Source organism: Mycobacterium sp., from assembly GCF_035570115.1.
In the GTDB taxonomy this organism is placed as follows: domain Bacteria; phylum Actinomycetota; class Actinomycetes; order Mycobacteriales; family Mycobacteriaceae; genus Mycobacterium.
This window is the reverse complement of sequence record NZ_DATMLH010000050.1, coordinates 1-20,418: the sequence shown is the minus strand read 5'-3', so window position 1 is coordinate 20,418 and position 20,418 is coordinate 1. Positions and strand designations below refer to the sequence as shown.

At 64.6% G+C, this 20,418-nt stretch carries 30 protein-coding genes and 1 pseudogene; 4 read left to right on the top strand and 27 right to left on the bottom strand.

The window, feature by feature from the left end:
• Positions 1-5: 5 nt before the first annotated feature.
• On the top strand, positions 6-1,238 hold the full coding sequence (locus VNW74_RS03555; protein WP_325675229.1) for a serine hydrolase domain-containing protein: 1,233 nt from the start codon (positions 6-8) through the stop codon (positions 1,236-1,238).
• Here the strand turns inward: VNW74_RS03555 and rplO are convergent.
• From rplO to VNW74_RS03500, 11 genes are all read right to left on the bottom strand, one after another.
• The gene (gene rplO, locus VNW74_RS03550; protein ID WP_325675228.1) at positions 1,235-1,675 is read right to left on the bottom strand and encodes a 50S ribosomal protein L15; all 441 of its coding nucleotides are present in this window, start codon (positions 1,673-1,675) and stop codon (positions 1,235-1,237) included. The two genes, VNW74_RS03555 and rplO, sit on opposite strands and share 4 nt — an antisense overlap.
• Positions 1,672-1,875, bottom strand: a complete 204-nt coding sequence (gene rpmD / locus VNW74_RS03545) for a 50S ribosomal protein L30 (protein WP_325675227.1) — start codon at positions 1,873-1,875, stop codon at positions 1,672-1,674. Before rpmD ends, rplO begins: the two co-directional genes overlap by 4 nt.
• A gap of 27 nt (positions 1,876-1,902) precedes the next feature.
• Positions 1,903-2,625, bottom strand: a complete 723-nt coding sequence (rpsE, locus tag VNW74_RS03540; protein WP_414686586.1) for a 30S ribosomal protein S5 — start codon at positions 2,623-2,625, stop codon at positions 1,903-1,905.
• 31 nt (positions 2,626-2,656) lie between these two features.
• Complete coding sequence (gene rplR, locus VNW74_RS03535) at positions 2,657-3,025, bottom strand: 50S ribosomal protein L18 (RefSeq protein WP_325675236.1); 369 nt, start codon at positions 3,023-3,025, stop codon at positions 2,657-2,659.
• Positions 3,026-3,066: 41 nt separating this feature from the next.
• Entirely contained in the window at positions 3,067-3,606 is a 540-nt protein-coding gene (gene rplF, locus VNW74_RS03530) for a 50S ribosomal protein L6 (RefSeq protein ID WP_325675225.1), read from the bottom strand.
• A gap of 10 nt (positions 3,607-3,616) precedes the next feature.
• Positions 3,617-4,015 carry a 30S ribosomal protein S8 gene (gene rpsH / locus VNW74_RS03525; protein ID WP_325675224.1) on the bottom strand — a complete coding sequence of 133 codons (399 nt, stop codon included), beginning with the start codon at positions 4,013-4,015 and terminating at the stop codon, positions 3,617-3,619.
• Positions 4,016-4,118: 103 nt separating this feature from the next.
• Positions 4,119-4,304 carry a type Z 30S ribosomal protein S14 gene (locus tag VNW74_RS03520; RefSeq protein WP_019737213.1) on the bottom strand — a complete coding sequence of 62 codons (186 nt, stop codon included), beginning with the start codon at positions 4,302-4,304 and terminating at the stop codon, positions 4,119-4,121.
• A 4-nt stretch (positions 4,305-4,308) separates the two neighbouring features.
• On the bottom strand, positions 4,309-4,872 hold the full coding sequence (gene rplE / locus VNW74_RS03515; RefSeq protein WP_325675223.1) for a 50S ribosomal protein L5: 564 nt from the start codon (positions 4,870-4,872) through the stop codon (positions 4,309-4,311).
• Complete coding sequence (gene rplX, locus VNW74_RS03510) at positions 4,869-5,192, bottom strand: 50S ribosomal protein L24 (protein WP_325675222.1); 324 nt, start codon at positions 5,190-5,192, stop codon at positions 4,869-4,871. The genes rplE and rplX overlap by 4 nt, the downstream gene beginning before the upstream one ends.
• A complete protein-coding gene (rplN, locus tag VNW74_RS03505) occupies positions 5,193-5,561 on the bottom strand; it encodes a 50S ribosomal protein L14 (protein WP_325675221.1) in 369 nt (122 codons plus the stop codon).
• A gap of 186 nt (positions 5,562-5,747) precedes the next feature.
• Entirely contained in the window at positions 5,748-5,912 is a 165-nt protein-coding gene (locus VNW74_RS03500; protein WP_325675220.1) for a hypothetical protein, read from the bottom strand.
• A gap of 97 nt (positions 5,913-6,009) precedes the next feature.
• Here VNW74_RS03500 and VNW74_RS03495 point away from each other — a divergent pair, with 97 nt between their 5' ends.
• Positions 6,010-6,996 (top strand): hypothetical protein, encoded by a 987-nt coding sequence (locus tag VNW74_RS03495; RefSeq protein WP_325675219.1) that lies wholly within the window; start codon positions 6,010-6,012, stop codon positions 6,994-6,996.
• Between the two features lie 4 nt (positions 6,997-7,000).
• Here the strand turns inward: VNW74_RS03495 and VNW74_RS03490 are convergent, their stop codons facing one another.
• Positions 7,001-7,918: a DUF4436 domain-containing protein gene (locus VNW74_RS03490; RefSeq protein ID WP_325675218.1), complete on the bottom strand. Its 918-nt coding sequence runs from the start codon at positions 7,916-7,918 to the stop codon at positions 7,001-7,003.
• A gap of 288 nt (positions 7,919-8,206) precedes the next feature.
• Here VNW74_RS03490 and pstS point away from each other — a divergent pair, with 288 nt between their 5' ends.
• Positions 8,207-9,304 carry a phosphate ABC transporter substrate-binding protein PstS gene (gene pstS, locus VNW74_RS03485; protein ID WP_325675217.1) on the top strand — a complete coding sequence of 366 codons (1,098 nt, stop codon included), beginning with the start codon at positions 8,207-8,209 and terminating at the stop codon, positions 9,302-9,304.
• On the opposite strand, the gene VNW74_RS03480 is transcribed toward pstS, so the two are convergent.
• The 14 genes from VNW74_RS03480 to rpsJ form a co-directional block, all read right to left on the bottom strand.
• The gene (locus VNW74_RS03480; protein ID WP_325675216.1) at positions 9,297-10,187 is read right to left on the bottom strand and encodes a formylglycine-generating enzyme family protein; all 891 of its coding nucleotides are present in this window, start codon (positions 10,185-10,187) and stop codon (positions 9,297-9,299) included. The two genes, pstS and VNW74_RS03480, sit on opposite strands and share 8 nt — an antisense overlap.
• A 4-nt stretch (positions 10,188-10,191) precedes the next feature.
• Positions 10,192-10,890 (bottom strand): hypothetical protein, encoded by a 699-nt coding sequence (locus VNW74_RS03475; RefSeq protein WP_325675215.1) that lies wholly within the window; start codon positions 10,888-10,890, stop codon positions 10,192-10,194.
• Positions 10,883-13,234: an arylsulfatase gene (locus VNW74_RS03470; protein ID WP_325675214.1), complete on the bottom strand. Its 2,352-nt coding sequence runs from the start codon at positions 13,232-13,234 to the stop codon at positions 10,883-10,885. The genes VNW74_RS03475 and VNW74_RS03470 overlap by 8 nt, the downstream gene beginning before the upstream one ends.
• A 133-nt stretch (positions 13,235-13,367) precedes the next feature.
• Complete coding sequence (gene rpsQ / locus VNW74_RS03465; RefSeq protein ID WP_325675213.1) at positions 13,368-13,757, bottom strand: 30S ribosomal protein S17; 390 nt, start codon at positions 13,755-13,757, stop codon at positions 13,368-13,370.
• Positions 13,757-13,999, bottom strand: coding sequence for a 50S ribosomal protein L29 (rpmC, locus tag VNW74_RS03460; RefSeq protein ID WP_325675212.1), 243 nt, complete (start codon positions 13,997-13,999; stop codon positions 13,757-13,759). The genes rpsQ and rpmC overlap by 1 nt, the downstream gene beginning before the upstream one ends.
• Positions 13,999-14,415, bottom strand: a complete 417-nt coding sequence (gene rplP, locus VNW74_RS03455) for a 50S ribosomal protein L16 (RefSeq protein ID WP_325675211.1) — start codon at positions 14,413-14,415, stop codon at positions 13,999-14,001. Before rplP ends, rpmC begins: the two co-directional genes overlap by 1 nt.
• A 3-nt stretch (positions 14,416-14,418) precedes the next feature.
• A complete protein-coding gene (rpsC, locus tag VNW74_RS03450) occupies positions 14,419-15,264 on the bottom strand; it encodes a 30S ribosomal protein S3 (RefSeq protein ID WP_325675210.1) in 846 nt (281 codons plus the stop codon).
• Positions 15,264-15,851: a 50S ribosomal protein L22 gene (rplV, locus tag VNW74_RS03445; RefSeq protein WP_325675209.1), complete on the bottom strand. Its 588-nt coding sequence runs from the start codon at positions 15,849-15,851 to the stop codon at positions 15,264-15,266. Before rplV ends, rpsC begins: the two co-directional genes overlap by 1 nt.
• Positions 15,848-16,129 carry a 30S ribosomal protein S19 gene (gene rpsS / locus VNW74_RS03440; RefSeq protein ID WP_010908582.1) on the bottom strand — a complete coding sequence of 94 codons (282 nt, stop codon included), beginning with the start codon at positions 16,127-16,129 and terminating at the stop codon, positions 15,848-15,850. Before rpsS ends, rplV begins: the two co-directional genes overlap by 4 nt.
• A gap of 22 nt (positions 16,130-16,151) precedes the next feature.
• Positions 16,152-16,994, bottom strand: coding sequence for a 50S ribosomal protein L2 (rplB, locus tag VNW74_RS03435; protein WP_325675208.1), 843 nt, complete (start codon positions 16,992-16,994; stop codon positions 16,152-16,154).
• Between the two features lie 25 nt (positions 16,995-17,019).
• A complete protein-coding gene (rplW, locus tag VNW74_RS03430) occupies positions 17,020-17,322 on the bottom strand; it encodes a 50S ribosomal protein L23 (RefSeq protein ID WP_325675207.1) in 303 nt (100 codons plus the stop codon).
• Entirely contained in the window at positions 17,322-18,008 is a 687-nt protein-coding gene (gene rplD / locus VNW74_RS03425; RefSeq protein ID WP_325675206.1) for a 50S ribosomal protein L4, read from the bottom strand. Before rplD ends, rplW begins: the two co-directional genes overlap by 1 nt.
• The gene (rplC, locus tag VNW74_RS03420) at positions 18,008-18,661 is read right to left on the bottom strand and encodes a 50S ribosomal protein L3 (RefSeq protein ID WP_325675205.1); all 654 of its coding nucleotides are present in this window, start codon (positions 18,659-18,661) and stop codon (positions 18,008-18,010) included. Before rplC ends, rplD begins: the two co-directional genes overlap by 1 nt.
• A 14-nt stretch (positions 18,662-18,675) precedes the next feature.
• The gene (gene rpsJ / locus VNW74_RS03415) at positions 18,676-18,981 is read right to left on the bottom strand and encodes a 30S ribosomal protein S10 (RefSeq protein WP_003873519.1); all 306 of its coding nucleotides are present in this window, start codon (positions 18,979-18,981) and stop codon (positions 18,676-18,678) included.
• Between the two features lie 405 nt (positions 18,982-19,386).
• Here rpsJ and VNW74_RS03410 point away from each other — a divergent pair.
• A pseudogene (locus VNW74_RS03410) lies at positions 19,387-19,566 on the top strand (DUF4442 domain-containing protein); the annotation flags it as partial.
• A gap of 14 nt (positions 19,567-19,580) precedes the next feature.
• On the opposite strand, the gene VNW74_RS03405 reads toward VNW74_RS03410, so the two are convergent.
• A partial coding sequence (locus tag VNW74_RS03405) for an SDR family NAD(P)-dependent oxidoreductase (protein ID WP_325675204.1) occupies positions 19,581-20,418 on the bottom strand: 838 nt, incomplete at its 5' end.

Here is a 20,418-nt window from a genome sequence, read left to right as displayed (position 1 = left end):
AGTAAATGGTTCTCAAAGTCACCGTGTTGCCGGACCTGGTCGGCGGAGACGTCGACGAGGGTTATGGCAAGGTCGCCGATGCATTCCGCGCCAACTTCGCGGCCGGTCGCGAGGTCGGCGCCGCGATCGCCGTGTATCGCAACGGCGTCAAGGTGGTCGACCTGTGGGGCGGCTACCGCGACGGAATCGCCAAGGCGCCCTGGCAGCACGACACCATGGTCAACATGTTCTCCACGACCAAAGGTGTTGCCGCCCTTGCCGTTGCCTTGGCAGCGTCGCGCGGATCGTTCGGCTACGACGACAAGGTAGTCGAGCACTGGCCGGAGTTTGCGCAGGCGGGCAAGGCCGATGTGACCGTCCGGCAGCTGCTGGGCCACCAGGCCGGATTGTGTGTGCTGAAACCAGCGCCAACCGTGCGGGATGTCGCCGACCCGGTGAGGCTTTCGGCGATGCTAGCGGCCCAGAAACCCGCGTGGCCACCGGGGACCCGGCACGGGTATCACGGGATCACGCTGGGCTGGTACGAATCCGAGCTGATCCGTCGAACCGACCCGGCGGGTCGTACGCTGGGTCGGTTCCTCGCCGACGAGATAGCCGGGCCGATGGGGCTGGACCTGCATATCGGACTGCCGGATTCGGTGTCGCACGACCGGGTCGCGCTCCTGCACGACTGGTCGCGCCCGGAAGTTCTTTTGCATCTCAACGTCATGCCAGCAGCACTTGTGGCCGCGTCATTCAATCCAGTCGGCCTGCTCGCCCGTTCTGCCGCTCTGCCCCGCGGCGTCGTGCCATGGGCCGGCGACTACAACCGCGACGACGTGCGCGCCATCGAGATCCCGTCGGCCAACGGGATCGGGACAGCGGGCGCGGTCGCGCAGCTCTACGGTGCCGCCGCGACCGGAGATGCTGCGCTGGGCCTGACGCCGACCGTGCTCAGCGAGCTGATGGCCGAACCGACCGCACCGAGCCGCGGACGGCGGGACAAGGTGCTGCGCGTCAACACCGTCTTTTCGTTGGGACTGTCAAAGTCGGCGCCGTTGTGCGTGTTCGGTTCGTCCGACAAGGCGTTCGGCACACCAGGGCTCGGCGGCTCGTTCGGATTCGCCGATCCCGACACCGGAACAGGGTTCGCCTACCTGATGAACCGGATGGGTTTCCATCTGTGCAGCGATCCACGCGAACTGGCCTTGCGCCAAGCACTGTTCCGCGACGTGCTGGGTGCGCGCCCGCAAGCCTAGAGCTCGGTAGCCGAGCCGCCTGCGGCGGTGATCTTCTCGCGTGCGCTGCCGCTGAACTTGTGAGCCGTGACGTCCACCTTGGCGGTGAGCTTGCCGTCGCCGAGGACCTTGACGAGCGAGTTCTTGCGCACCGCGCCCTTGGCCACCAGCTCGTCGACACCGACCGAACCACCTTGCGGGAACAGCCGATTGATGTCCCCGACGTTGACGATCTCGTATTGGGTGCGGAACCGGTTGCGGAAGCCCTTGAGCTTGGGCAGCCGCATGTGAATCGGCATCTGCCCGCCCTCGAAGGTCACCGGCACGTTCTTCCGGGCCTTGGTGCCCTTGGTGCCGCGGCCCGCGGTCTTACCCTTGGAGCCCTCACCGCGACCGACACGGGTGCGCTTGGTTTTCGACCCTGGCGCAGGCGCCAGGTCGTGCAGTTTGATCGTCATTTGGTGCTATCTCCCGTCGCCGAGTCAGCCGGCTCCACCTCAACGAGGTGACGCACGGCCGCGATCAGCCCGCGGGTCTGCGCGTTGTCCTCGCGGATGACCGAATGACGGATCCGCCGGAGCCCCAAGGTGCGCAGGCTCTCTCGCTGCTTCCAGCGGGCGCCGATCGTGCCGCGCACCTGAGTGATCTTCAGCTGCATTTGTGGTGTTTTTCCTGCGGCCATGGGTTATGCCGTTCCTTCACGTGCAGTGTTCGCAGTGGCGGCCAGCCGCTCGCTTTCCCGCCGGGCGCGCAGCATGCCGGCCGGTGCGACATCCTCGATCGGCAGTCCGCGCCGGGCGGCCACTTCCTCGGGGCGCTGCAAAAGTTTGAGCGCAGCCACCGTGGCGTGCACCACGTTGATCGCGTTGTCGCTGCCCAACGACTTGGCCAGAATGTCGCGTACGCCAGCGCATTCCAGCACCGCGCGGGCAGCACCACCCGCGATCACACCGGTACCGGGACTGGCCGGACGTAACAGCACGACGCCCGCAGCGGCCTCACCCTGCACCGGATGGGTAATGGTGCCGCCGATCAGCGGCACCCGGAAGAAGCCCTTACGCGCCTCCTCAACACCTTTCGCGATCGCGGCCGGGACTTCCTTGGCCTTGCCGTAGCCGACACCGACCATCCCGTTGCCATCACCGACGATGACCAAAGCGGTGAAGCTGAATCGCCGACCACCCTTGACCACCTTCGAAACGCGGTTGATGGTAACGACCCGCTCCAGGTAGTTGCTCTTGTCGCCGTCGCGGTCGCGACCACCGCGGCGATCGTCCCGACGGCCCCGGCCCTCGCCGCGGTTGTCACGGCCTTCGCCGCGGTTGTCACGGCCCTCGCCGCGGCTGTCACCGGTGCCCGCAGCCGTGCCGGCCGCCTGGCCGGCTGTTCCAGCCGGTTGCTCCGCCATCATGCGGTCCTTCCGTTGTCAAAGCTTGTCATCAGAATCTCAATCCGCTCTCGCGCGCGGCGTCGGCCAGCGCTGCGATCCGCCCGCCGTAGGTGTACCCCCCGCGGTCGAACACCACCGTTTCGATACCGGCGGCCTTGGCCCGCTCGGCGATCAGCTGGCCGACCCGCACACTGTGAGCCTTCTTGTCGCCGTCCACGCCTCGCACGTCGGCCTCGATGGACGAGGCGGCGGCCAGCGTGGTGCCAGTGAGATCGTTGACCAGCTGCACGTGGATGTGCCGCGACGACCGGTGCACGACCAGCCGGGGACGCTCCGGCGTGCCCGAGATCTTCTTGCGCAGCCGCGCGTGCCGTCGCAGCCGGCCCTTCCGCCGCGCGGCGGATACGCCCTGGCCCACCGGGCCTGGCGCGGCGGTATCAGTTTTTGATTGCGCCATGACTACTTACCTGTCTTTCCGACCTTGCGGCGGATCTGTTCGCCCTCGTAGCGCACGCCCTTCCCCTTGTACGGGTCTGAGCGGCGCAGGCGACGGATGTTCGCCGCGATCTGGCCGACCTTCTGCTTGTCAATCCCGGCGATCGAGAACTTTGTCGGTGACTCGACCGCGAAGGTGACGCCTTCCGGCGCCTCAATGAGCACGGGATGGCTGTAACCCAGCGCGAACTCGAGGTTGGAACCCTTCAGCTGCACGCGATAGCCGACGCCGAAGATCTCCATCTTGATGGTGTAACCCGCTGTCACCCCGGTCACCAGGTTGGAGACCAGGGTGCGCGACAACCCGTGCAACGAGCGGTTGTGCCGCTCGTCATCGGGACGGGTGACCACGATGGCGCCGTCCTCATTGCGTGCCACGGTGATCGGTTCGGCGACCTTCAGGTCCAAGGTGCCCTTGGGCCCCTTCACCAAGACGTTCTGGCCGTCGATCGTCACATCGACCCCGGTGGGGATCGGAATCGGCTGCTTACCAATGCGCGACATGGTTACCCCCTCACCACACGTACGCGAGGACTTCGCCGCCCACGCCCTGTCTGGCTGCCTGACGGTCGGTGAGCAGGCCCGAGGAGGTCGAGATGATCGCTACCCCAAGGCCGCCGAGCACCCGCGGCAGGCCGGTGGACTTCGCGTACACCCGCAATCCGGGCTTGGACACCCGCCGCAGACCGGCGATGCTGCGCTCCCGGCTGGGCCCGTACTTGAGCTGAACCACCAACGCCTTGCCGACGCGTGCGTCTTCGGTGTGGTAGTCGTTGATGTAACCCTCCCGCTTGAGGATCTCGGCGATGTTGGCCTTGATCTTCGAATGCGGCAGTGTCACCTCGTCGTGGTACGCCGAATTGGCGTTGCGCAGACGTGTCAAAAAGTCTGCGATCGGGTCCGTCATCGTCATGACAGCGGTGTTGCCTTCCTCGCGGTGGTTCCCAGCCAGAGAGTCGTCCAGTGGGCCTGCTGCGCACCTGTTCTCGGTTTGGTCTCGTTGGGTAGTAGCGGTGTTACCAGCTGCTCTTCTGCACGCCGGGCAGTTCGCCCGCGTGCGCCATCTCGCGCAGGCAAATCCTGCACAGCCCGAACTTGCGGAGCACCGCGCGCGGGCGGCCGCACTTATTGCAGCGGGTGTACGCGCGCACCGCGAACTTGGGTTTGCGCGCGGCTTTGTTGACTAATGCCTTCTTCGCCATCTGGTCAGTTCTCCTTGAACGGAAAGCCGAGGGCACGCAACAGCGCTCGTCCTTCGTCGTCGATCGTCGCCGAGGTGACGACGGTGATGTCCATGCCCCGGACCCGGTCGATCTTGTCCACGTCGATCTCATGGAACACCGACTGCTCGGCCAGTCCGAAGGTGTAGTTGCCGGCACCGTCGAACTGCTTGGGCGACAGCCCGCGGAAGTCACGGATACGTGGCAACGCAATAGACGTGAGCCGGTCGAGAAACTCCCACATCCGGTCGCCGCGCAGGGTCACCCGCGCGCCGATAGGCATACCCTCGCGCAATTTGAACTGCGCGATCGACTTTCGCGCCTTGCGGATCTCGGGCCGCTGCCCGGTGATCGCCGCCAGGTCGCTGACCGCGCCGTTGATCAGCTTGGCGTCACGGGCGGCGTCGCCGACGCCCATGTTGACCACGACCTTCACCACGGTCGGGATTTGCATTACGTTGGCGTACTTGAACTCTTGATTGAGCGCATCCCGAATCTCTTCGCGGTAGCGCACTTTGAGCCGTGGCTGAACTTTCTCTGCCGTCGTCATGCCTGGATGTCCTTGCCGTTGCGCTTGGAGATGCGGACCCGCTTGCCAGTCTCCTCGTCGACTCGATAGCCGACCCGGGCGGGCTTGCCGTCGGAGTCGACCACCATCACGTTGGAGACGTGGATCGGGGCTTCCTGCGTGACGATCCCGCCCGACCGCGCGCCGCGCTGGTTGGTCGAGATCGGGGTGTGCTTCTTAATCCGGTTGACGCCCTCGACGAGCACCTTGTTGCGGGTCGGGTAGGCCTGCAGCACCTTGCCCTTGGCGCCCTTGTCCTTGCCGGAGATGACCAGGACGGTGTCGCCCTTGTGGATCTTCACCTACAACACCTCCGGGGCCAGCGACACAATCTTCATGAAGCGCTTCTCCCGCAGTTCGCGGCCGACCGGCCCGAAAATACGGGTTCCACGCGGGTCGTTGTCGGGCTTGATGATGACGGCAGCGTTCTCGTCGAACTTGATGTAGCTGCCATCTGGGCGGCGGCGCTCTTTGACAGTGCGCACCACGACGGCCTTCACCACCTCACCGCGTTTGACGTTGCCGCCGGGGATGGCCTCTTTGACCGTCGCCACGATGACGTCGCCGATTCCGGCGTATCGACGCGACGAGCCGCCGAGCACGCGGATACACAAGATCTCCCGGGCGCCGGTGTTGTCAGCCACCTTCAGCCGCGATTCCTGCTGAATCACTAGATCTCCTGACCTGGTTCACGTATGCACGCCCACGCGCTGCCATCCTGGTAGGACCGCCGTTTTACAACGTTTTCCGACGACGTACCACCAGAGACCCGGCCGAGCATGGTCTTCGTCGCCGAAGGGCACGCAGGGCCGACTGAGTTAAGCCGGCCGAGGTCTGCTCACGGCAACCCCTAGAGTCTAGGTGAAGACCTGCTCAGAGCCAAATTCCTGGCCAGCGTCGATTACCGTTGCCACTGACGCATCGCCGCCCGGCCGCGGAAGGGTGTCCCGGTTGCTCATGTTGACCCGGTTTTCGGCCCGCACGCTGCGGGTCTGGGTAGCGGTGTCGGTTGTGCTCTGCACCTCGTGCGCCCACCTGCCGGTCGCGCGTCACGGTTCCGAATCGACCCCGGGACGATCCGTCGGGCGCCCCGGATGCGGGCCGCCGATCAGCTATCAGGTGTTCCAAAAGGACGCCTACGGCGCGGACTGGTCGAAGGCCGACGATCTGCTGGCCTACAACGCCAAGGGCAGTGACGGTCGCTACCACATCTATACGGTCAAGCCGGACGGCGCCAACCCTGCACGGTTCGGTGTCGGTGCAGCGAATTTCCCGCAACGCACTACCGGCTCCCCGGTATGGAGCCCGTCGGGCAAGTTCATGGCGTTCGTCGCCGAGAAATCTGATCACCCGGGCAATTCGGTGCCCGCGACACCGGGATGGGGTAGCTACTCGGACCTGTGGGTGGCCAGCGCCGACGGTTCACGTGCCTGGCAGCTCACCGACGTCCCGACCGACAAAGACCACGGCACCATGATCCCGGAATTCTCGCCCGACGGCCGGCTGCTCGAATGGACCGAGCGCACCAAGTCCCCGAAGGTCCTGAACCCGAACCGGTTTGCCGGATTCTGGATGATCAAGGTGGCCGACTTCAACGTCAGCCAAGACGGCACACCGTCGCTGTCTGACATCCGCACCGTCTCGCCCCCCGGCGATGCAATGAACGAAACCGGCGGCTTCTCGGCCGATTCCTCGTCGCTGGTGTTCACCAGCGACTTCGAAAACCACAACTTTTGGCACAACCAGATCTACCGCCTCGACCTCAAGTCCGGCGCAATCACGCGACTCACCCGAGGCGACAGCTACAACGAGCATCCCCGCTACACACCCGACGGGCAGGTGTTGTGGATGTCCAACGCCGGCAACCCGTCACACGGCACCGACTGGTGGACGATGAACCCCGACGGGTCAAATCCGCAGCGCCTCAGCGACTTCAACGTCGGCGGCAACGCCGATGCGATTGGGCACAAACCCGTGTATGCCACCGTCGTGCAGACCGCCAACTGGGGCTCCGACAATAGCTACTTCTACGGCGATGTCGAGACCAACTTGTTGACCTCCGACAGCGTGATAGCGCGCGTTGCGCTCACCTGCCACGGCGCTTGACGCGTCAGTCCCCTTGCCGGACCCAGGCGAAGATGTACAACGTCATCGCCGTCGCCAGCGCGAGCAGCACCCATTGCACCAGGGCTTGGTCGATCATGGAACCAGGCGGTGGGGCGCCGGGAAGGATGTTGCGCAACGGAACGATGGCGAACAGGTTCGCGGCATACCAGGTGGCGAACGGCGGCACGAACTTCCGCCTGCCCAATGCCATCGGAATGGCCACCAACAGCGCCAAGGTAGGCAGGCTGACCAGGACCACGATGATGCCCAGGTCGAAGATCAGCGGGCCTTTGGCCCGTTGCAGGGTGAGGACCACGTTGCTGTTGTTGTGGTTTCCGGTTTCGCTGGTGTCGGTATTGCGCTGGACTTCGGCGTCCCAGCCGTCCATCAATCCGGTGACCTGGACAATGGCGGGTATCCGTTTGCGGTTGAGGCCAGTCCCAACGAACACATCGGCCGACTGTGGCTCGGTGCGGTACGAGTCGAATGGCCAGCTACCGGGATCGCCGTGTGCCTCGATCGTGGTGGTGACCTGCGCAGGCGCTTTTCCTTTCGGGAAAACCAGGTCGCCCAGGTCGTTCGGCGGGTACAGCCGCACGGCGATGTCGGTGTTCAGCTCATCGAAGCGTTTGTCATAGAGCGACTCGCCCGGGTAGATGATCACATTCACCGTCAGGCGATTCGTCGTGGGCTTCAGCTCTTGGAGACGTATCTGCACGACGGTGTCATCGGGGCCGGCCTGGCTGAGGTCCAGTGGCGGCAGCGGACCCTCCGATTTCTGCAGTGCACGGACGCCGAGCAGCGATAGGCCGTAGGTAGCGAAGAAAGCCAGCAGAATCGCCAGACCGATCGCGATGCCCCGTCGCGACCGCTTGCGCGCCGGCGGCGACGGCGGCGCAGCGGGCGGAGCTTCAGTGGTCATTGGTCGTCACCGGAAAGTCGCGACAGTCGGCGCAGCACGGGGTCAGGTTAGCGAATACCGGTGCGGGCTGCGCGGCGAAATAACTTTGCCCCGCAAGACTCCAAAGTCCCGTCATCCGCTGTCCATTTAGCGGTAATGCGCAGTTCAAGATCGGTACCAGATCGGCACTTTCGCCTTGCGACGCGGCGCGGTCGCGACGTTTACGAGTTAATCTGATATTTGTTTGCATGGGCAATTCAATAGCTGCAATTCTCAACAGGTGTCGACGTTCCGGGTGAGGCAATCAACATGAAGCACAAGCGATTACTGGCCGCCACGAGTTTGCTGGCAGCGGGTGCCATCGTGCTGTCGGGATGCGAGGTTCCCCACACCAGCATGGCCTACGCCAGCGAGGTCGTGACCTGCGGCGGAAAGGCGGCCATCAACGCCAGCGGCTCAACCGCGCAAACCAACGCGATGAAGTCGTTTGTCAGTGCGTACGGCAAGGCCTGCCCAGGGCACACGCTCAGCTACACCCCGAACGGGTCGGGCAACGGAGTCAGCGATTTCCTCGCGGGTAAGACCGACTTCGCCGGATCGGACATTCCGCTGGCCGAAGACCAGTACGCCCCCGCCAAGCAACGATGCGGCGGCGCCGACGCCTGGAACCTACCGGTGGTGTTCGACCCGCTGGCCGTTACCTACAACCTCAACGTCGACTTTTTGGTGCTCGACGCGGACACGCTGGCCGGGATCTTCAATGGCAGCATCAAGCGCTGGGACGACCCTGCGATCACCGCGCTGAACGCGTCCATGCCGCCGGAGGACATCAAAGTCGTCTACCGCAGCGATAAATCCGGCAGCACGGCCAACTTCCAGGCCTACCTACAGTCCGCATCCGGCGGAACCTGGACCCAGGGCACCGGCAGGGAGTTCAAAGGCGGCGTCGGCACCGGCGCCAAGGGCAACGACGGCACCTCGGCGATGGTGAAGAACACCGAGGGCGCGATCACGTATAACGAGCTGTCCTACGCGATGGACGAGGGACTTTACGCCGCCGAGATCAAAACCCCGGCAAGCCGCAAGTCGAGACGCCCGGTGCGCATCGGCACCGACTCGGTCGGCAAAACCATTGCCGGGGCCAAGTTCGTCGGCAAAGGCAACAACCTGGTGCTCGACCTGTCGTCGTTCTACAACCCCAGCCAGGACGCCGTCTACCCGATCGTCATGGCCACTTACGAGATCGTTTGCTCCAAATACGCCGACCCCGCGGTCGGCGCGGCGGTCAAAGCGGCCCTACAGGCGACGCTTGGGCCCGGCCAGATCGACCTGGACAAGCACGGCTACATCCCGCTGCCGCCCGACTTTCAATCGAAAGTCGTCAGCGCGGTCGACGCCATCAGCTAGCAGGCAGGTCGCTCACACATCGGAATCCGATGTGGGTAGTGGCGGTGTCCTGCGATTGCGGTGACCGCGCTGCCGGCCGATACCGGTGGCAGTATTCCGGTGCGCACAGGTGGGAGCCACCCTTGAGCGTCTGCGCGATGGTCGGGTCGGCGGGCCTCGATGGTGCGCAACACGTCTTCGGCGGCTGATTCAGCCGGTGATGGGCGGAGAATTCGGTGGCGGTCCATTCCCAGACATTGCCGATCATGTCGACAAGGCCAAACCCGTTCGGCGGGAATGCGCCCACCGGTGAGGTTCCGGCCCAGCCAAGCGCACCATCGTTGCGGTAGGGGAAGCTGCCCTGCCAGGTGTTGGCCATCAGCTTTCCGGCGGGTTTCTCCTCGTCGCCCCATGCATAGGTGGTGGTGGCTCCGCCGCGAGCCGCGTACTCCCACTCGGCCTCCGTCGGCAGCCGCCGCCCAGCCCAGCGCGCATACGCCGCGGCATCGGGGTAGGCCACCTGCACCACCGGATGATCGGCCCGGTCCGCAATGTCGCTGTCCGGCCCGAACGGGTGCCGCCAGCTCGCACCCGGCGCCCAGACCCACCAGTGCCGCCAATCGCGCAGGTCGACCGGACCCGGCGTCGGACGAAACACCATCGCGCCCGCGAGCAGCTCGCCGGGGTCGACTCCGGGATAGAGAGCGGGGTCGATAGGTTGCTCGGCGACCGTCATATACCCTGTCGCGGAGACAAATTCGGCGAACTGATCATTGGTCACCGGATGCCGTTCCACGGCGAAGCCGGGCACGGTCACCGTGTGGATCGGCGCTTCCTCGGGGTAAAAGCTCGTCGACCCCATGCGGAATGATCCGGACGGCAGTGAGACCAGCGCGGTGGGCATACGTTCAGGGTATGACCACCGCGAAGTCCTGCATCAGCGCGGTTTTCGCCAGGTCGAATCCAGGGGTGTCGGCCGGCCCTTCCAGGTGCATGGTGACCAGGTATTTGTTGGTGTTAGTCCAGATGTGGGTGATCCGGTCGGCGAAATCGAGCGTGCCCGGCGGGCCGACGAATGTGCCGGTGAGCCGCTGGCTGCTGTATCCGCAGAACTTGGCGCCGGCGGTGTCCACCTGCAAATCGGGCTTTGAGCGCCGCAGCGTGGCCGCGTAGTCCGCGAAGGCCGCGGCTGGGTCGAGCGTTGTCGCGGCAATGGTCACCGTCCCCGTCATGGCGTCGGGTCCGGTGAGCGTCAACGCCACATCACCTTGTCCGGACTCAGAAGTCCAGCCGTCGGGCACCGTGATGGTGATTCTCGGTGCGGCCGGGTCGGCGACTAGCGCGACGGTGCCGACGCCGACCCCGGTCGGCTCCGGAAAACAGACGAATGCATTGGGTGGGATGTGATCCGGCAGCGTTGTCTCGATCCCGGGAAGGGGTGTACCGGCGCTCGTTGTGGGTTGCTGCGTCCTCAACGCGTTGGTTGTCGTCGACATCACCGACTCACCGGCCCGGACGGCGCTGCCTCCGGTTGCCCTCACGCACCCGGAAAGCACAGCGATCGCCACCAGGCACGCCGCCGCCGACCTCAAAGGGATCTCAGTCACGCGAAAAAGCCAGCGCCAGTTCCTTTTCCAGGTCTTCGTACGGCCGCCCGGTTAGGTCGACGGTGACCTGGGCGATGGTTCCGCCCGTGAACGCGAACGGCACCTTGTAGCGGCTGGACACCGCCGACCCGCCGTTGCGTCCGACCGTGATGCCGGCACCCGCCAATCCGAAGGTCCCCGGGTGCGCCGTCACCTCGGCGAGCGCGCCCACCACGACGTCATCGATGAACAACGTGGCATCACCGAGCGGCGTGTGGCTGTTCTGCACGGTTCCAGTCCGCGAATAGCGGACGCCGAGCAGGTGTCTGCCCAGCGGCACCGGCTCCGACGACGAAATCAGCTGCTGGCGCTCACCGAGGAAGTTGTAGACGTAGTGCAGCCGTCCGTCCTGGATGAACAGCACATGCCCGCCGTGCGCGCCACCTTGCTTGAACAGCACGCCTTCCGCGCCGGTGGTGTCCACAATCACCTCGGCCAGCACCGCGAACGAGCGGCCCCGAATTTCGGCCGCGGCGCCGATGCCGACGTCTGCGCAGTCGGGGTAGTAGACGTAGCTATCCCGCTCACTCACCAGGTACGGCCGCGTCCGCGACAGCGTTTCGAGGATGTTCAGATCCGCCAGTGGCAGTCCGTTGTACTTGGCGGCCTCGGAAAACCACAGCGCCTTAAGCTCTTCCAGCTTGTCGGGGTGCTCAGCGGCCAGGTCGTGGCACTGGCTGCGGTCGGCTTCGATGTGGAAGAGCTCCCAACGATCGGCGTCGAAGTGGCCCCAGCCTGCCGGAGTAGCCGCATGGACGGTATTGGCGAACCAGCCGTTGTGCCAGATCCCGCGGGTACCCAGCATGGTGTAAAACTGGGTCTGCTTGCCGGTGTCGATAGTTGGATCGGCAAGTGCCGCTTTGAAACTCACACCGTCCAACGGTTTCTGAGGGATGCCCTTGACGGTTTCCGGCGGTTTGATGTCCAACAGCTCGTAGATGGTCGGGGTGATGTCGGAAACGTTGACGTAGTTGTCACGGACCTCGCCGTGCGCCGCAATGCCGTTGGGCCAGGAGATGATCGCCGTATCGGCAATACCACCTTCATGTGAGGCGTAGCGCTTGTAGAGCTTGTAGGGCGTGTTGAAGGCCATCGCCCACCCGATCGGATAGTGGTTGTAGGTCTCCGGCCCGCCGAGGTGATCGAATACCTTCATGCTCTCTTCGACGGTGTCGATGTAGCCGTTAAAGAACTTGCCTTCGTTCACCGATCCGTTCGGACCGCCCTCACCGCTGGCGCCGTTGTCGGAGATGACCACGATGACCGTGTTGTCCAGCTGGCCCGATTCCTCGAGATAGTCCAGGATTCGGCCGATCTGGGCATCGGTATAGCTCAGGAAGCCGGCGAAAACCTCGGCCATCCGGCCGAACAACTTTTTCTCTTCGTCGGTCAACGAGTCCCACCGACGCACCGTGTCTTGCAGTGGCCACGGCTGCCCGTCGGGCCCTTTCACGTCGAGGTACGGGTTCACCGGAGACAGCTCGGTGTCCGGCGGCACGATGCCCATCGCCTTCTGCTTCTCCAGCACGATCTCGCGGTAGCGCTCATAGCCCATGTCGAACTTGCCGGCGTAACGGTCCGCCCACTCCTTGAAGACGTGATGCGGAGCATGCCCGGCGCCGGGGCAGACATAGCTGAACCACGGCTTGTCGGGCGCGATCACCTTGGCATCCCGGATGAACTCAATCGTCTTGTCGGCGATGTCCTTCGACAGGTGATAACCGTCCTCGGGCGTCCCCGGCGGAGGAACCGGATGGTTGTCATAGACCAGGTCTGGATACCACTGATCGGTTTCGCCGCCCATGAACCCGTAGAACCGTTCAAAGCCGCGCGACGTCGGCCAGTGTCGCCTGGTGGAGGCCAGATTGGATTCCTCAAGTGGCGTCAGGTGCCACTTGCCGACGCAGTAGGTGTTGTAGCCGCGTTCGGCGAGCACCTCCGAGAGCAGCGCGGTTTCGAACGGAATCCGACCGTTGGAATTTGGGAAACCCTCGGTGAATTCTTCGATCATGGCCATGCCGACGGTGGTGGCGTTGCGACCAGTCAGCAACGACGCCCTGGTCGGTGAACACAGTGCCGTGGTGTGAAATTGCGACAGCCGGACGCCGCGCTCGGCGATGCGCGTCATCGCCGGCATCTCGACCAGGCCGCCAAAGCAATCCCAGGTCGCGATACCGGTGTCATCCCACACCAGATAGAGAACGTTAGGGGCGTTCTCCGGCGCCGTCGGCGCTGCGAATGGACCCCAATCCGGTTCGGAATCACGGATATCCAGCTCGATCTTGCCGTTGAACTCGGTCGCCATCGCTGGCCTCACTCTCGTGGTACACCCCCGGGATTCCGGATGCAGCCTATACCCGCAGGGGCAATGGCCGATGACGAGACGCTAAAGCCCCCGAAACTCGGTGGTTTCGGGGGCTTTGCGATCGACTAGGCCGTTACTTGGCCCTTTCCAGGATCTCGACGAGTCGCCAACGCTTCGTCGCCGACAGCGGGCGAGTCTCCATCAGCGAGACGCGGTCGCCGATGCCGGCATCGCCGTGCTCGTCGTGCGCCTTGACCTTCTTCGTGGTCCGGATGATCTTGCCGTACAGCGGATGGCGCCTACGGTCTTCCAGCTCGACGACGATGGTTTTCTGCATCTTGTCGCTCACCACGAAGCCGATGCGGGTCTTACGCTGACCGCGTGGCTTCGGGGTACGCGGTGTGTGTTTGGAACCCTTGACACCGCCCGCCGTGTCTTTCGTCGCGGCTTTGGGAGCGGCCTTGGACGCCTTCGGCGCGGCCTTCTTCGCTGCGGCCCCCGAGCCGGTTTTCGCTTCTGCCATTAGGAGTCCTCGTTTTCAGCGCCATTGGGGCCCGCGGCCAGGCCCAGTTCACGTTCACGTAGCACGGTGTAGACGCGTGCAATCTCGTGGCGCACCGTGCGGAGTCGACGATTGTTGCTGAGCTGGCCGGTCGCCATCTGGAAGCGCAGATTGAACAGCTCTTCCTTGGATTCACGCAGCCGGTCGATCAGCTCCTCATCGGTGAGCTCGCGCAGTTCGCCAGGGGAAATTCCCACTGCCATCAGAACTGGTCCTCTCGGGTAACGATGCGTGCCTTGATCGGCAGCTTGTGGATTGCTCGGGTCAACGCGTCCCGAGCGATCGTTTCATTCGGGTAGCTGAGCTCGAAGAGGATCCGGCCCGGCTTGACGTTGGCGACCCACCACTCGGGCGAGCCCTTACCGGAACCCATTCGGGTCTCCGCCGGCTTCTTGGTGAGCGGGCGATCCGGGAAGATGTTGATCCACACCTTGCCGCCACGCTTGATGTGGCGGTTGATGGCGATACGCGCGGCCTCGATCTGCCGGTTGGTGACGTAGGCATGCTCCAGTGCCTGGATGCCGTAGTCACCGAAACTGACCTGGGTGCCACCGCTGGCGATCCCGCGCTGACGGGGATGGTGTTGCTTGCGGTGCTTGACCTTGCGGGGAATCAACATGATTCAGCCCTCCGTACTCGGCGTCTCGAGGGCCGGCTCGTCCGGAAGGGCAGCGGCCGATGGGGCGGCAGCCTCCTCAGCGCCCGAGGCGGCGCGTCCGGCCTCGGTGCTGGTCGCCGTGGTGCCCGCGGCGCCGCTGCGGCGCGGACGGGTGCCCGACGGCCGCTCGCGGCGAGGACGTTCGGCACCGGCCGCTGAAGGAGCGACCAATTCGCGCTTGCCACCAACGATGTCGCCCTTGTAGATCCAGACTTTCACCCCGATGCGGCCGAAGGTGGTCTTGGCCTCGTAGAGTCCGTAGTCGATGTCGGCGCGCAACGTGTGCAGCGGAACCCGGCCCTCACGGTAGAACTCCGAGCGGCTCATTTCCGCGCCGCCGAGGCGGCCCGAGCACTGCACCCGGATGCCCTTGACATTGGGCTGACGCATGGCCGACTGGATGGCTTTGCGCATCGCGCGCCGGAAAGCAACACGGTTGCTCAGCTGCTCTGCGACACCCTGTGCCACCAACTGAGCTTGCGACTCAGGGTTTTTCACTTCCAGGATGTTGAGTTGGACCTGCTTGCCGGTCAACTTCTCCAGATCCGCGCGGATCCGGTCGGCCTCGGTGCCGCGGCGGCCGATGACGATACCCGGCCGGGCGGTGTGGATGTCCACCCGAACTCGGTCCCGGGTGCGCTCGATCTCCACGTCGGCAATCCCGGCGCGTTCCAAGCCGGTGGACAGCAGCCGACGAATCGCCACGTCCTCCTTGACGTACTCCGCGTATTGCTTATCCGCGTACCACCGGGATTTCCAGTCGGTCGTGATACCGAGGCGGAATCCGTGCGGATTGATCTTCTGGCCCACTACTGCGAGCCTCCCTTCGGTTCCGAAGTCTCAGAAGTCCCAGTGGACTTCGCGGCGGATGCCTTCTTTGCGGGCGCCTTCTTCGCGGGCGCTTTTTCGGCGGCAGCCTTCTTAGCCGGGGCCTTCTCCGCAGTTGCCTTCTTGGCCGGCGCCTTCCCCGCGGCAGCCTTACTGCCCTGCGCGCGGCGGGCGCGGGCCGCGCTGGCGGATTGCGAACCCCGGACATCCTTGGTCGGCCGGCTTTCCACCACCACGGTGATGTGGCTGGTGCGTCGGCGAATCCGGAAGGCGCGGCCCTGGGCGCGCGGCCGGATTCGCTTGGCGGTCGGACCATCGTCGGCGAAGACCGAGGCCACCACCAAAGTCGCCGGGTCTAAGCCGTTGTTGTTCTGGGCGTTGGCCGCGGCGCTCGCGATGACCTTGGCCACCGGCAGGCTGGCCGCCTGCGGCGCCCAGCGCAGAATGTCCAGTGCCTCTGCCACCGACTTGCCGCGTACCAGGTTGATCACCCGCCGTGCCTTGGTCGGCGATACCCGCACAAAGCGTGCCTTGGCGACCGCAGAAGGAAATTCAGTAGCAGTGGTCATCGCCGCTTGGCCTTCCGGTCGTCCTTGATGTGTCCCTTGAAGGTGCGTGTCGGCGCGAACTCACCCAGCTTGTGGCCCACCATCGCCTCGGTGACGAACACCGGCACGTGCTTGCGGCCGTCGTGGACCGCGAACGTGTGACCGATGAAGTCGGGAATGATGGTCGACCGTCGCGACCAGGTCTTGATGACCTGCTTGGTGTTCTTCTCGTTCTGCACGTCGACCTTCTTCAACAGATGGTCGTCGACGAACGGACCTTTTTTCAGGCTGCGTGGCATATCTGGCTACTCCTGGCTGCCTCTAGCGCGAGTGTTTCTTGCCGGTGCGCCGGCGTCGGACGATGAGCTTGTCGCTGGTCTTGTGGCTCCGGCGAGTACGCCCCTCAGGCTTGCCCCACGGGCTGACCGGGTGACGACCACCGGAGGTCTTGCCCTCACCACCACCGTGCGGGTGGTCCACCGGGTTCATCACCACACCACGCACCGACGGGCGCTTGCCCTTCCAGCGCATCCGCCCGGCCTTGCCCCAGTTGATGTTGGCCTGCTCGGCGTTGCCGACCTCGCCAACCGTGGCGCGGCAGCGTACGTCGACGCGACGGATCTCACCGCTGGGCATCCGCAGCGAGGCGTAAGTGCCTTCCTTGCCGAGCAATTGGATGCTCGAACCGGCCGAGCGAGCAAGCTTGGCTCCCCCACCCGGCCGCAGCTCCACAGCGTGGATCAAGGTACCGGACGGAATATTGCGCAGTGGCAGGTTATTGCCCGGCTTGATGTCGGCGTTGGCGCCGGACTCGACCACGTCACCTTGCGAAAGACCCTGCGGGGCAATGATGTACCGCTTCTCGCCGTCCAGGTAGTGCAGCAGCGCGATGTTCGCGGTGCGGTTGGGGTCATACTCGATGTGGGCGACCTTCGCGTTGACGCCGTCCTTGTCGTTGCGGCGAAAGTCAACCACCCGGTAGGCACGCTTATGCCCGCCACCCTGGTGGCGAGTGGTGATCCGGCCGTGCGCGTTGCGTCCACCACGACCGTGCAGCGGTCGAACCAACGACTTCTCCGGAGTGGAGCGAGTGATCTCGGCGAAATCGGAGACGCTGGCACCGCGGCGACCCGGCGTCGTCGGCTTGTACTTGCGAATTCCCATGTCTGTTAAGTCTCTCTATCCCCGGCTACGCCGGTGCTCCGAACAGGTCGATCGGCTTGCTGCCGGGCACCAGCGTCACGATGGCGCGCTTGGTGCTCTTCCGCTTGCCGAATCCGGCCCTGGTGCGCTTGCGCTTGCCCTGGCGGTTGGCGGTGTTCACCGCCGCCACCTTGACCGAAAAGATCTTCTCGATCGCGATCTTGATCTGCGTCTTGTTCGAATCGGGGTGCACCAGGAACGTGTACACGTTGTTGTCGATCAGGCCGTAGGACTTCTCCGAGATGACCGGGGCCAGGATGATGTCGCGGGGGTCAGTGACGGTCGCCATCAGGCCGAAACCTCCTCTGTGCCTTTTTCGGCGCTTGCCGCCGCGGCCCCGATGTAGGCGTTGAGCGCCTCGACGGAGAACACCACGTCGTCTGCACGCAGCACGTCGTAGGTGTTGAGCTGGTCCGGCGTCAGGATGTGCACACCAGGCAGGTTGCGCACGCTCTTGGCACCGGTTTCGTCGCTACGCCCGATGACCACCAGCACCTGCTTGCGATCGGTCAACGTGCCCAGAAAAGCCTTGGCGCTCTTGGTCGACGGAGTCTGGCCCGACACCAGCTCGGTGATCGCGTGGATGCGGTCATTGCGGGCCCGGTCCGACAGCGCACCACGCAACGCAGCCGCGATCATCTTTTTCGGAGTGCGCTGGCTGTAGTCGCGGGGTCTAGGACCGTGCACGACGCCACCGCCGGTGAACTGCGGTGCACGCGTCGAGCCCTGGCGGGCGCGACCGGTGCCCTTCTGCCGGTACGGTTTGCGGCCACCGCCGCGGACCTCGCCACGGGTCTTGGTCGAGTGCGTGCCCTGCCGGGCCGCCGCCCGCTGCGCGGTGACGACCTGGTGCATCAAGGCGATATTCGCGGGTGCATCGAACAGCTCGGCAGGCAGTTCAACGGAGCCTTCGGTCTTCCCGGCCGGCGTCTTGACGTCGATCTTTTTGGCTTTCCCGGCCTTTTCGGCAGCCATTACTTCTCACCCCGTTTGATCGCGCTCCGGACCATGACGAGGCCACCCGTGCGGCCGGGCACGGCCCCCTTGATCAACAGCACACCGTTCTCGGCATCGACCTTGTGCACCAACAGGTTCTGCGTCGTCACCCGGTCGTTACCCATCCGGCCGGCCATCCGGGTGCCCTTGAACACCCGAGCCGGAGTGGCGCAACCGCCGATGGAACCAGGACGACGATGCACCGCCTGAGCGCCGTGGCTGGCGCCCTGCCCGCGGAAGCCGTGCCGCTTCATGGTTCCGGCGAAACCCTTGCCCTTCGAGGTACCGGTCACGTCGACATAGGTACCGGCAGAAAAGATCTCGGCCGTCAGTTCCTGGCCCACCTGATAATCGGCCGCAGCGTCGGCATCATCGAGACGCAACTCGGCCAAGTGCCGACGGGGGTTGACACCGGCGGCGGCGTACTGACCGCCCAGGGGCTTGTTGACCTTACGAGGACTGATCTCGCCATAGGCCAGCTGCACCGCGCTATAGCCGTCACGTTCGGGTGTGCGGATACGGGTCACCACGTTCGGCCCGGCTTTGACCACCGTCACCGGCACAACACGGTTGTTCTCGTCGAACACCTGCGTCATACCCAGCTTGGTGCCCAGAATGCCCTTTCTCGCCATTGCTCGCAGATCTCCTACTGGATGTTGACGTCGACGCTGGCAGGCAGATCAATGCGCATCAGCGCGTCAACGGTCTTCGGTGTCGGATCGAGGATGTCGATCAGTCGCTTGTGGGTGCGCATTTCGAAGTGCTCCCGCGAGTCCTTGTACTTATGCGGAGAGCGAATGACGCAATACACGTTCTTCTCGGTGGGCAGTGGTACCGGACCCACCACGCTGGCGCCGGTTCGGACAACCGTCTCGACGATTTTGCGCGCCGAGGCGTCAATGGCCTCGTGGTCGTAGGCCTTGAGCCTGATGCGGATCTTCTGTCCCGCCACGCTTCTCCTACCTCACTCTCCCGTGTCCGGAACCCGTGTTCCGTTGGGCGCGCCCGAATCGATCTGGCGTCACGCCCGGATGTTGCGCCGCTGTTTACCTGTCTTGGTCCACCGGTCCCCGCGGTCGGGTGTGTCGCCCGCAAGCGGCCTTAGCGCGCTTATTTCAAGGCTGAAATTCGCGTTCCAAGGATGGGACCGGACGCGCCCGTGTGGGCGCTGGTCGTATGCCCGACCAGGCCTAAACCCGGCGCAAGGCAACCCGAACAGTATGCCCTAGATCCTGGTATCGGCCAAATCCCCACACCCCGATGACCGGTCCGGCTGGGCGGCAGCGCCGTCGCAGGCCGCACCAGGGCGTCGGCGGACCGAACCGGATCTCCTTACTCCAGAGTAAGATAGGCCGGCATGACCAACCCGACCAGCACGTATGCGGCATGGCGGCGGCTTTCCGGGCGTCCGGGCGGCACTCGACTGTTCTCCGCGGCGGCGATGGCGCGGGTTCCGTACTTCGCCTCGGTACTGCCACACGTGGTGCGGATGGAGCCGGGGCTGGCCGAAGTGCGGGTGCCCAAGTGGTTCATGGTCAAGGGTGTGGGGGTTTAACCACCATCCTTACCCAGCCCGCTTGCCATGAAGTTCCCCACTGACGTCACGGCCCTGCGACGCGACATCAGTCGCGTCGTGAGAAGTATCGTCATGCGGGTTTGCCAGCACGGGGCGACGAGGTGCTTGCGGCCAATCGACTGCAGCACCTCGCCGGCCACCTCGTCGCGGTCGGTGAGCTGCCACTTCGGATACCCCGAAAGTGCGTCGCCCTGCGTGTTCATCAGCCCGGCGGTCACCACGAGGACGTCGACACCGCTCGACCGAAGTTCGTACCAGAGCGCCTCGCCGAACGCGATCTGGAAGGCCTTATTGGCGGAGTAGGCCCCCGTGTATGGCGCCGGTGCGAGTCCGGCACCCGACGACACGATGACGATCGCCCCTCGGCGGCGGTCCCTCATCAACTGACCGAACCGGTAGATCAGGTTGACGTAGGCACGGGCATTTACGTCGATCATGTGGTTGTGCACATCCAGAGGCATGTCGAGGATCTCTGGAGTGTCAGTCGGCGTATACATGTGGTTGCAGATCAAAATGTCGACGTCTGTGTCCTGCAAGACTTCCTGCACCGATCGAATGCATTCGACGTCACCCAAGTCGGCGGGGAGAGCCCGCACCGATACCCCGTAGCTCGACCGGAGTTCTTCGGCGCGAACCTCGAGTTCCTCAGCGAGGACGTCGACGAGCACAACGTTGACCCGCCGCGCGGCTAGTTTGCGTGCGAAAGCAAACCCGAGTCCCTCCAGGCGTGCACTCCCGGTAACCAGCGCCCAGGACCCGGCGTATCGATCGAGCGGATGTACAGCCATCTGGCGTGCCTCCCTAACTAGCCAT

Coding starts and splice junctions, on each gene's coding strand:
- rplF (WP_325675225.1), bottom strand. CDS start 3,606: ATGTCGCGCATTGGTAAGCAGCCGATTCCGATCCCCACCGGGGTCGAT.
- VNW74_RS03490 (WP_325675218.1), bottom strand. CDS start 7,918: ATGACCACTGAAGCTCCGCCCGCTGCGCCGCCGTCGCCGCCGGCGCGC.
- rpsE (WP_414686586.1), bottom strand. CDS start 2,625: ATGGCGGAGCAACCGGCTGGAACAGCCGGCCAGGCGGCCGGCACGGCT.
- rplV (WP_325675209.1), bottom strand. CDS start 15,851: ATGACCACTGCTACTGAATTTCCTTCTGCGGTCGCCAAGGCACGCTTT.
- VNW74_RS03480 (WP_325675216.1), bottom strand. CDS start 10,187: ATGCCCACCGCGCTGGTCTCACTGCCGTCCGGATCATTCCGCATGGGG.
- rpmD (WP_325675227.1), bottom strand. CDS start 1,875: ATGCAGCTGAAGATCACTCAGGTGCGCGGCACGATCGGCGCCCGCTGG.
- rplP (WP_325675211.1), bottom strand. CDS start 14,415: ATGTTGATTCCCCGCAAGGTCAAGCACCGCAAGCAACACCATCCCCGT.
- rplW (WP_325675207.1), bottom strand. CDS start 17,322: ATGGCGACCGTCACTGACCCCCGCGACATCATCCTGGCCCCGGTCATC.
- VNW74_RS03520 (WP_019737213.1), bottom strand. CDS start 4,304: ATGGCGAAGAAGGCATTAGTCAACAAAGCCGCGCGCAAACCCAAGTTC.
- rpsH (WP_325675224.1), bottom strand. CDS start 4,015: ATGACGATGACGGACCCGATCGCAGACTTTTTGACACGTCTGCGCAAC.
- rplC (WP_325675205.1), bottom strand. CDS start 18,661: ATGGCGAGAAAGGGCATTCTGGGCACCAAGCTGGGTATGACGCAGGTG.
- rpsQ (WP_325675213.1), bottom strand. CDS start 13,757: ATGGCAGAAGCGAAAACCGGCTCGGGGGCCGCAGCGAAGAAGGCCGCG.
- VNW74_RS03470 (WP_325675214.1), bottom strand. CDS start 13,234: ATGGCGACCGAGTTCAACGGCAAGATCGAGCTGGATATCCGTGATTCC.
- rplB (WP_325675208.1), bottom strand. CDS start 16,994: ATGGGAATTCGCAAGTACAAGCCGACGACGCCGGGTCGCCGCGGTGCC.
- rplO (WP_325675228.1), bottom strand. CDS start 1,675: ATGACGATCAAACTGCACGACCTGGCGCCTGCGCCAGGGTCGAAAACC.
- rpsS (WP_010908582.1), bottom strand. CDS start 16,129: ATGCCACGCAGCCTGAAAAAAGGTCCGTTCGTCGACGACCATCTGTTG.
- VNW74_RS03555 (WP_325675229.1), top strand. CDS start 6: ATGGTTCTCAAAGTCACCGTGTTGCCGGACCTGGTCGGCGGAGACGTC.
- pstS (WP_325675217.1), top strand. CDS start 8,207: ATGAAGCACAAGCGATTACTGGCCGCCACGAGTTTGCTGGCAGCGGGT.
- rplE (WP_325675223.1), bottom strand. CDS start 4,872: ATGACGACGGCAGAGAAAGTTCAGCCACGGCTCAAAGTGCGCTACCGC.
- rpmC (WP_325675212.1), bottom strand. CDS start 13,999: ATGGCAGTGGGAATTTCCCCTGGCGAACTGCGCGAGCTCACCGATGAG.
- rplD (WP_325675206.1), bottom strand. CDS start 18,008: ATGGCTGCCGAAAAGGCCGGGAAAGCCAAAAAGATCGACGTCAAGACG.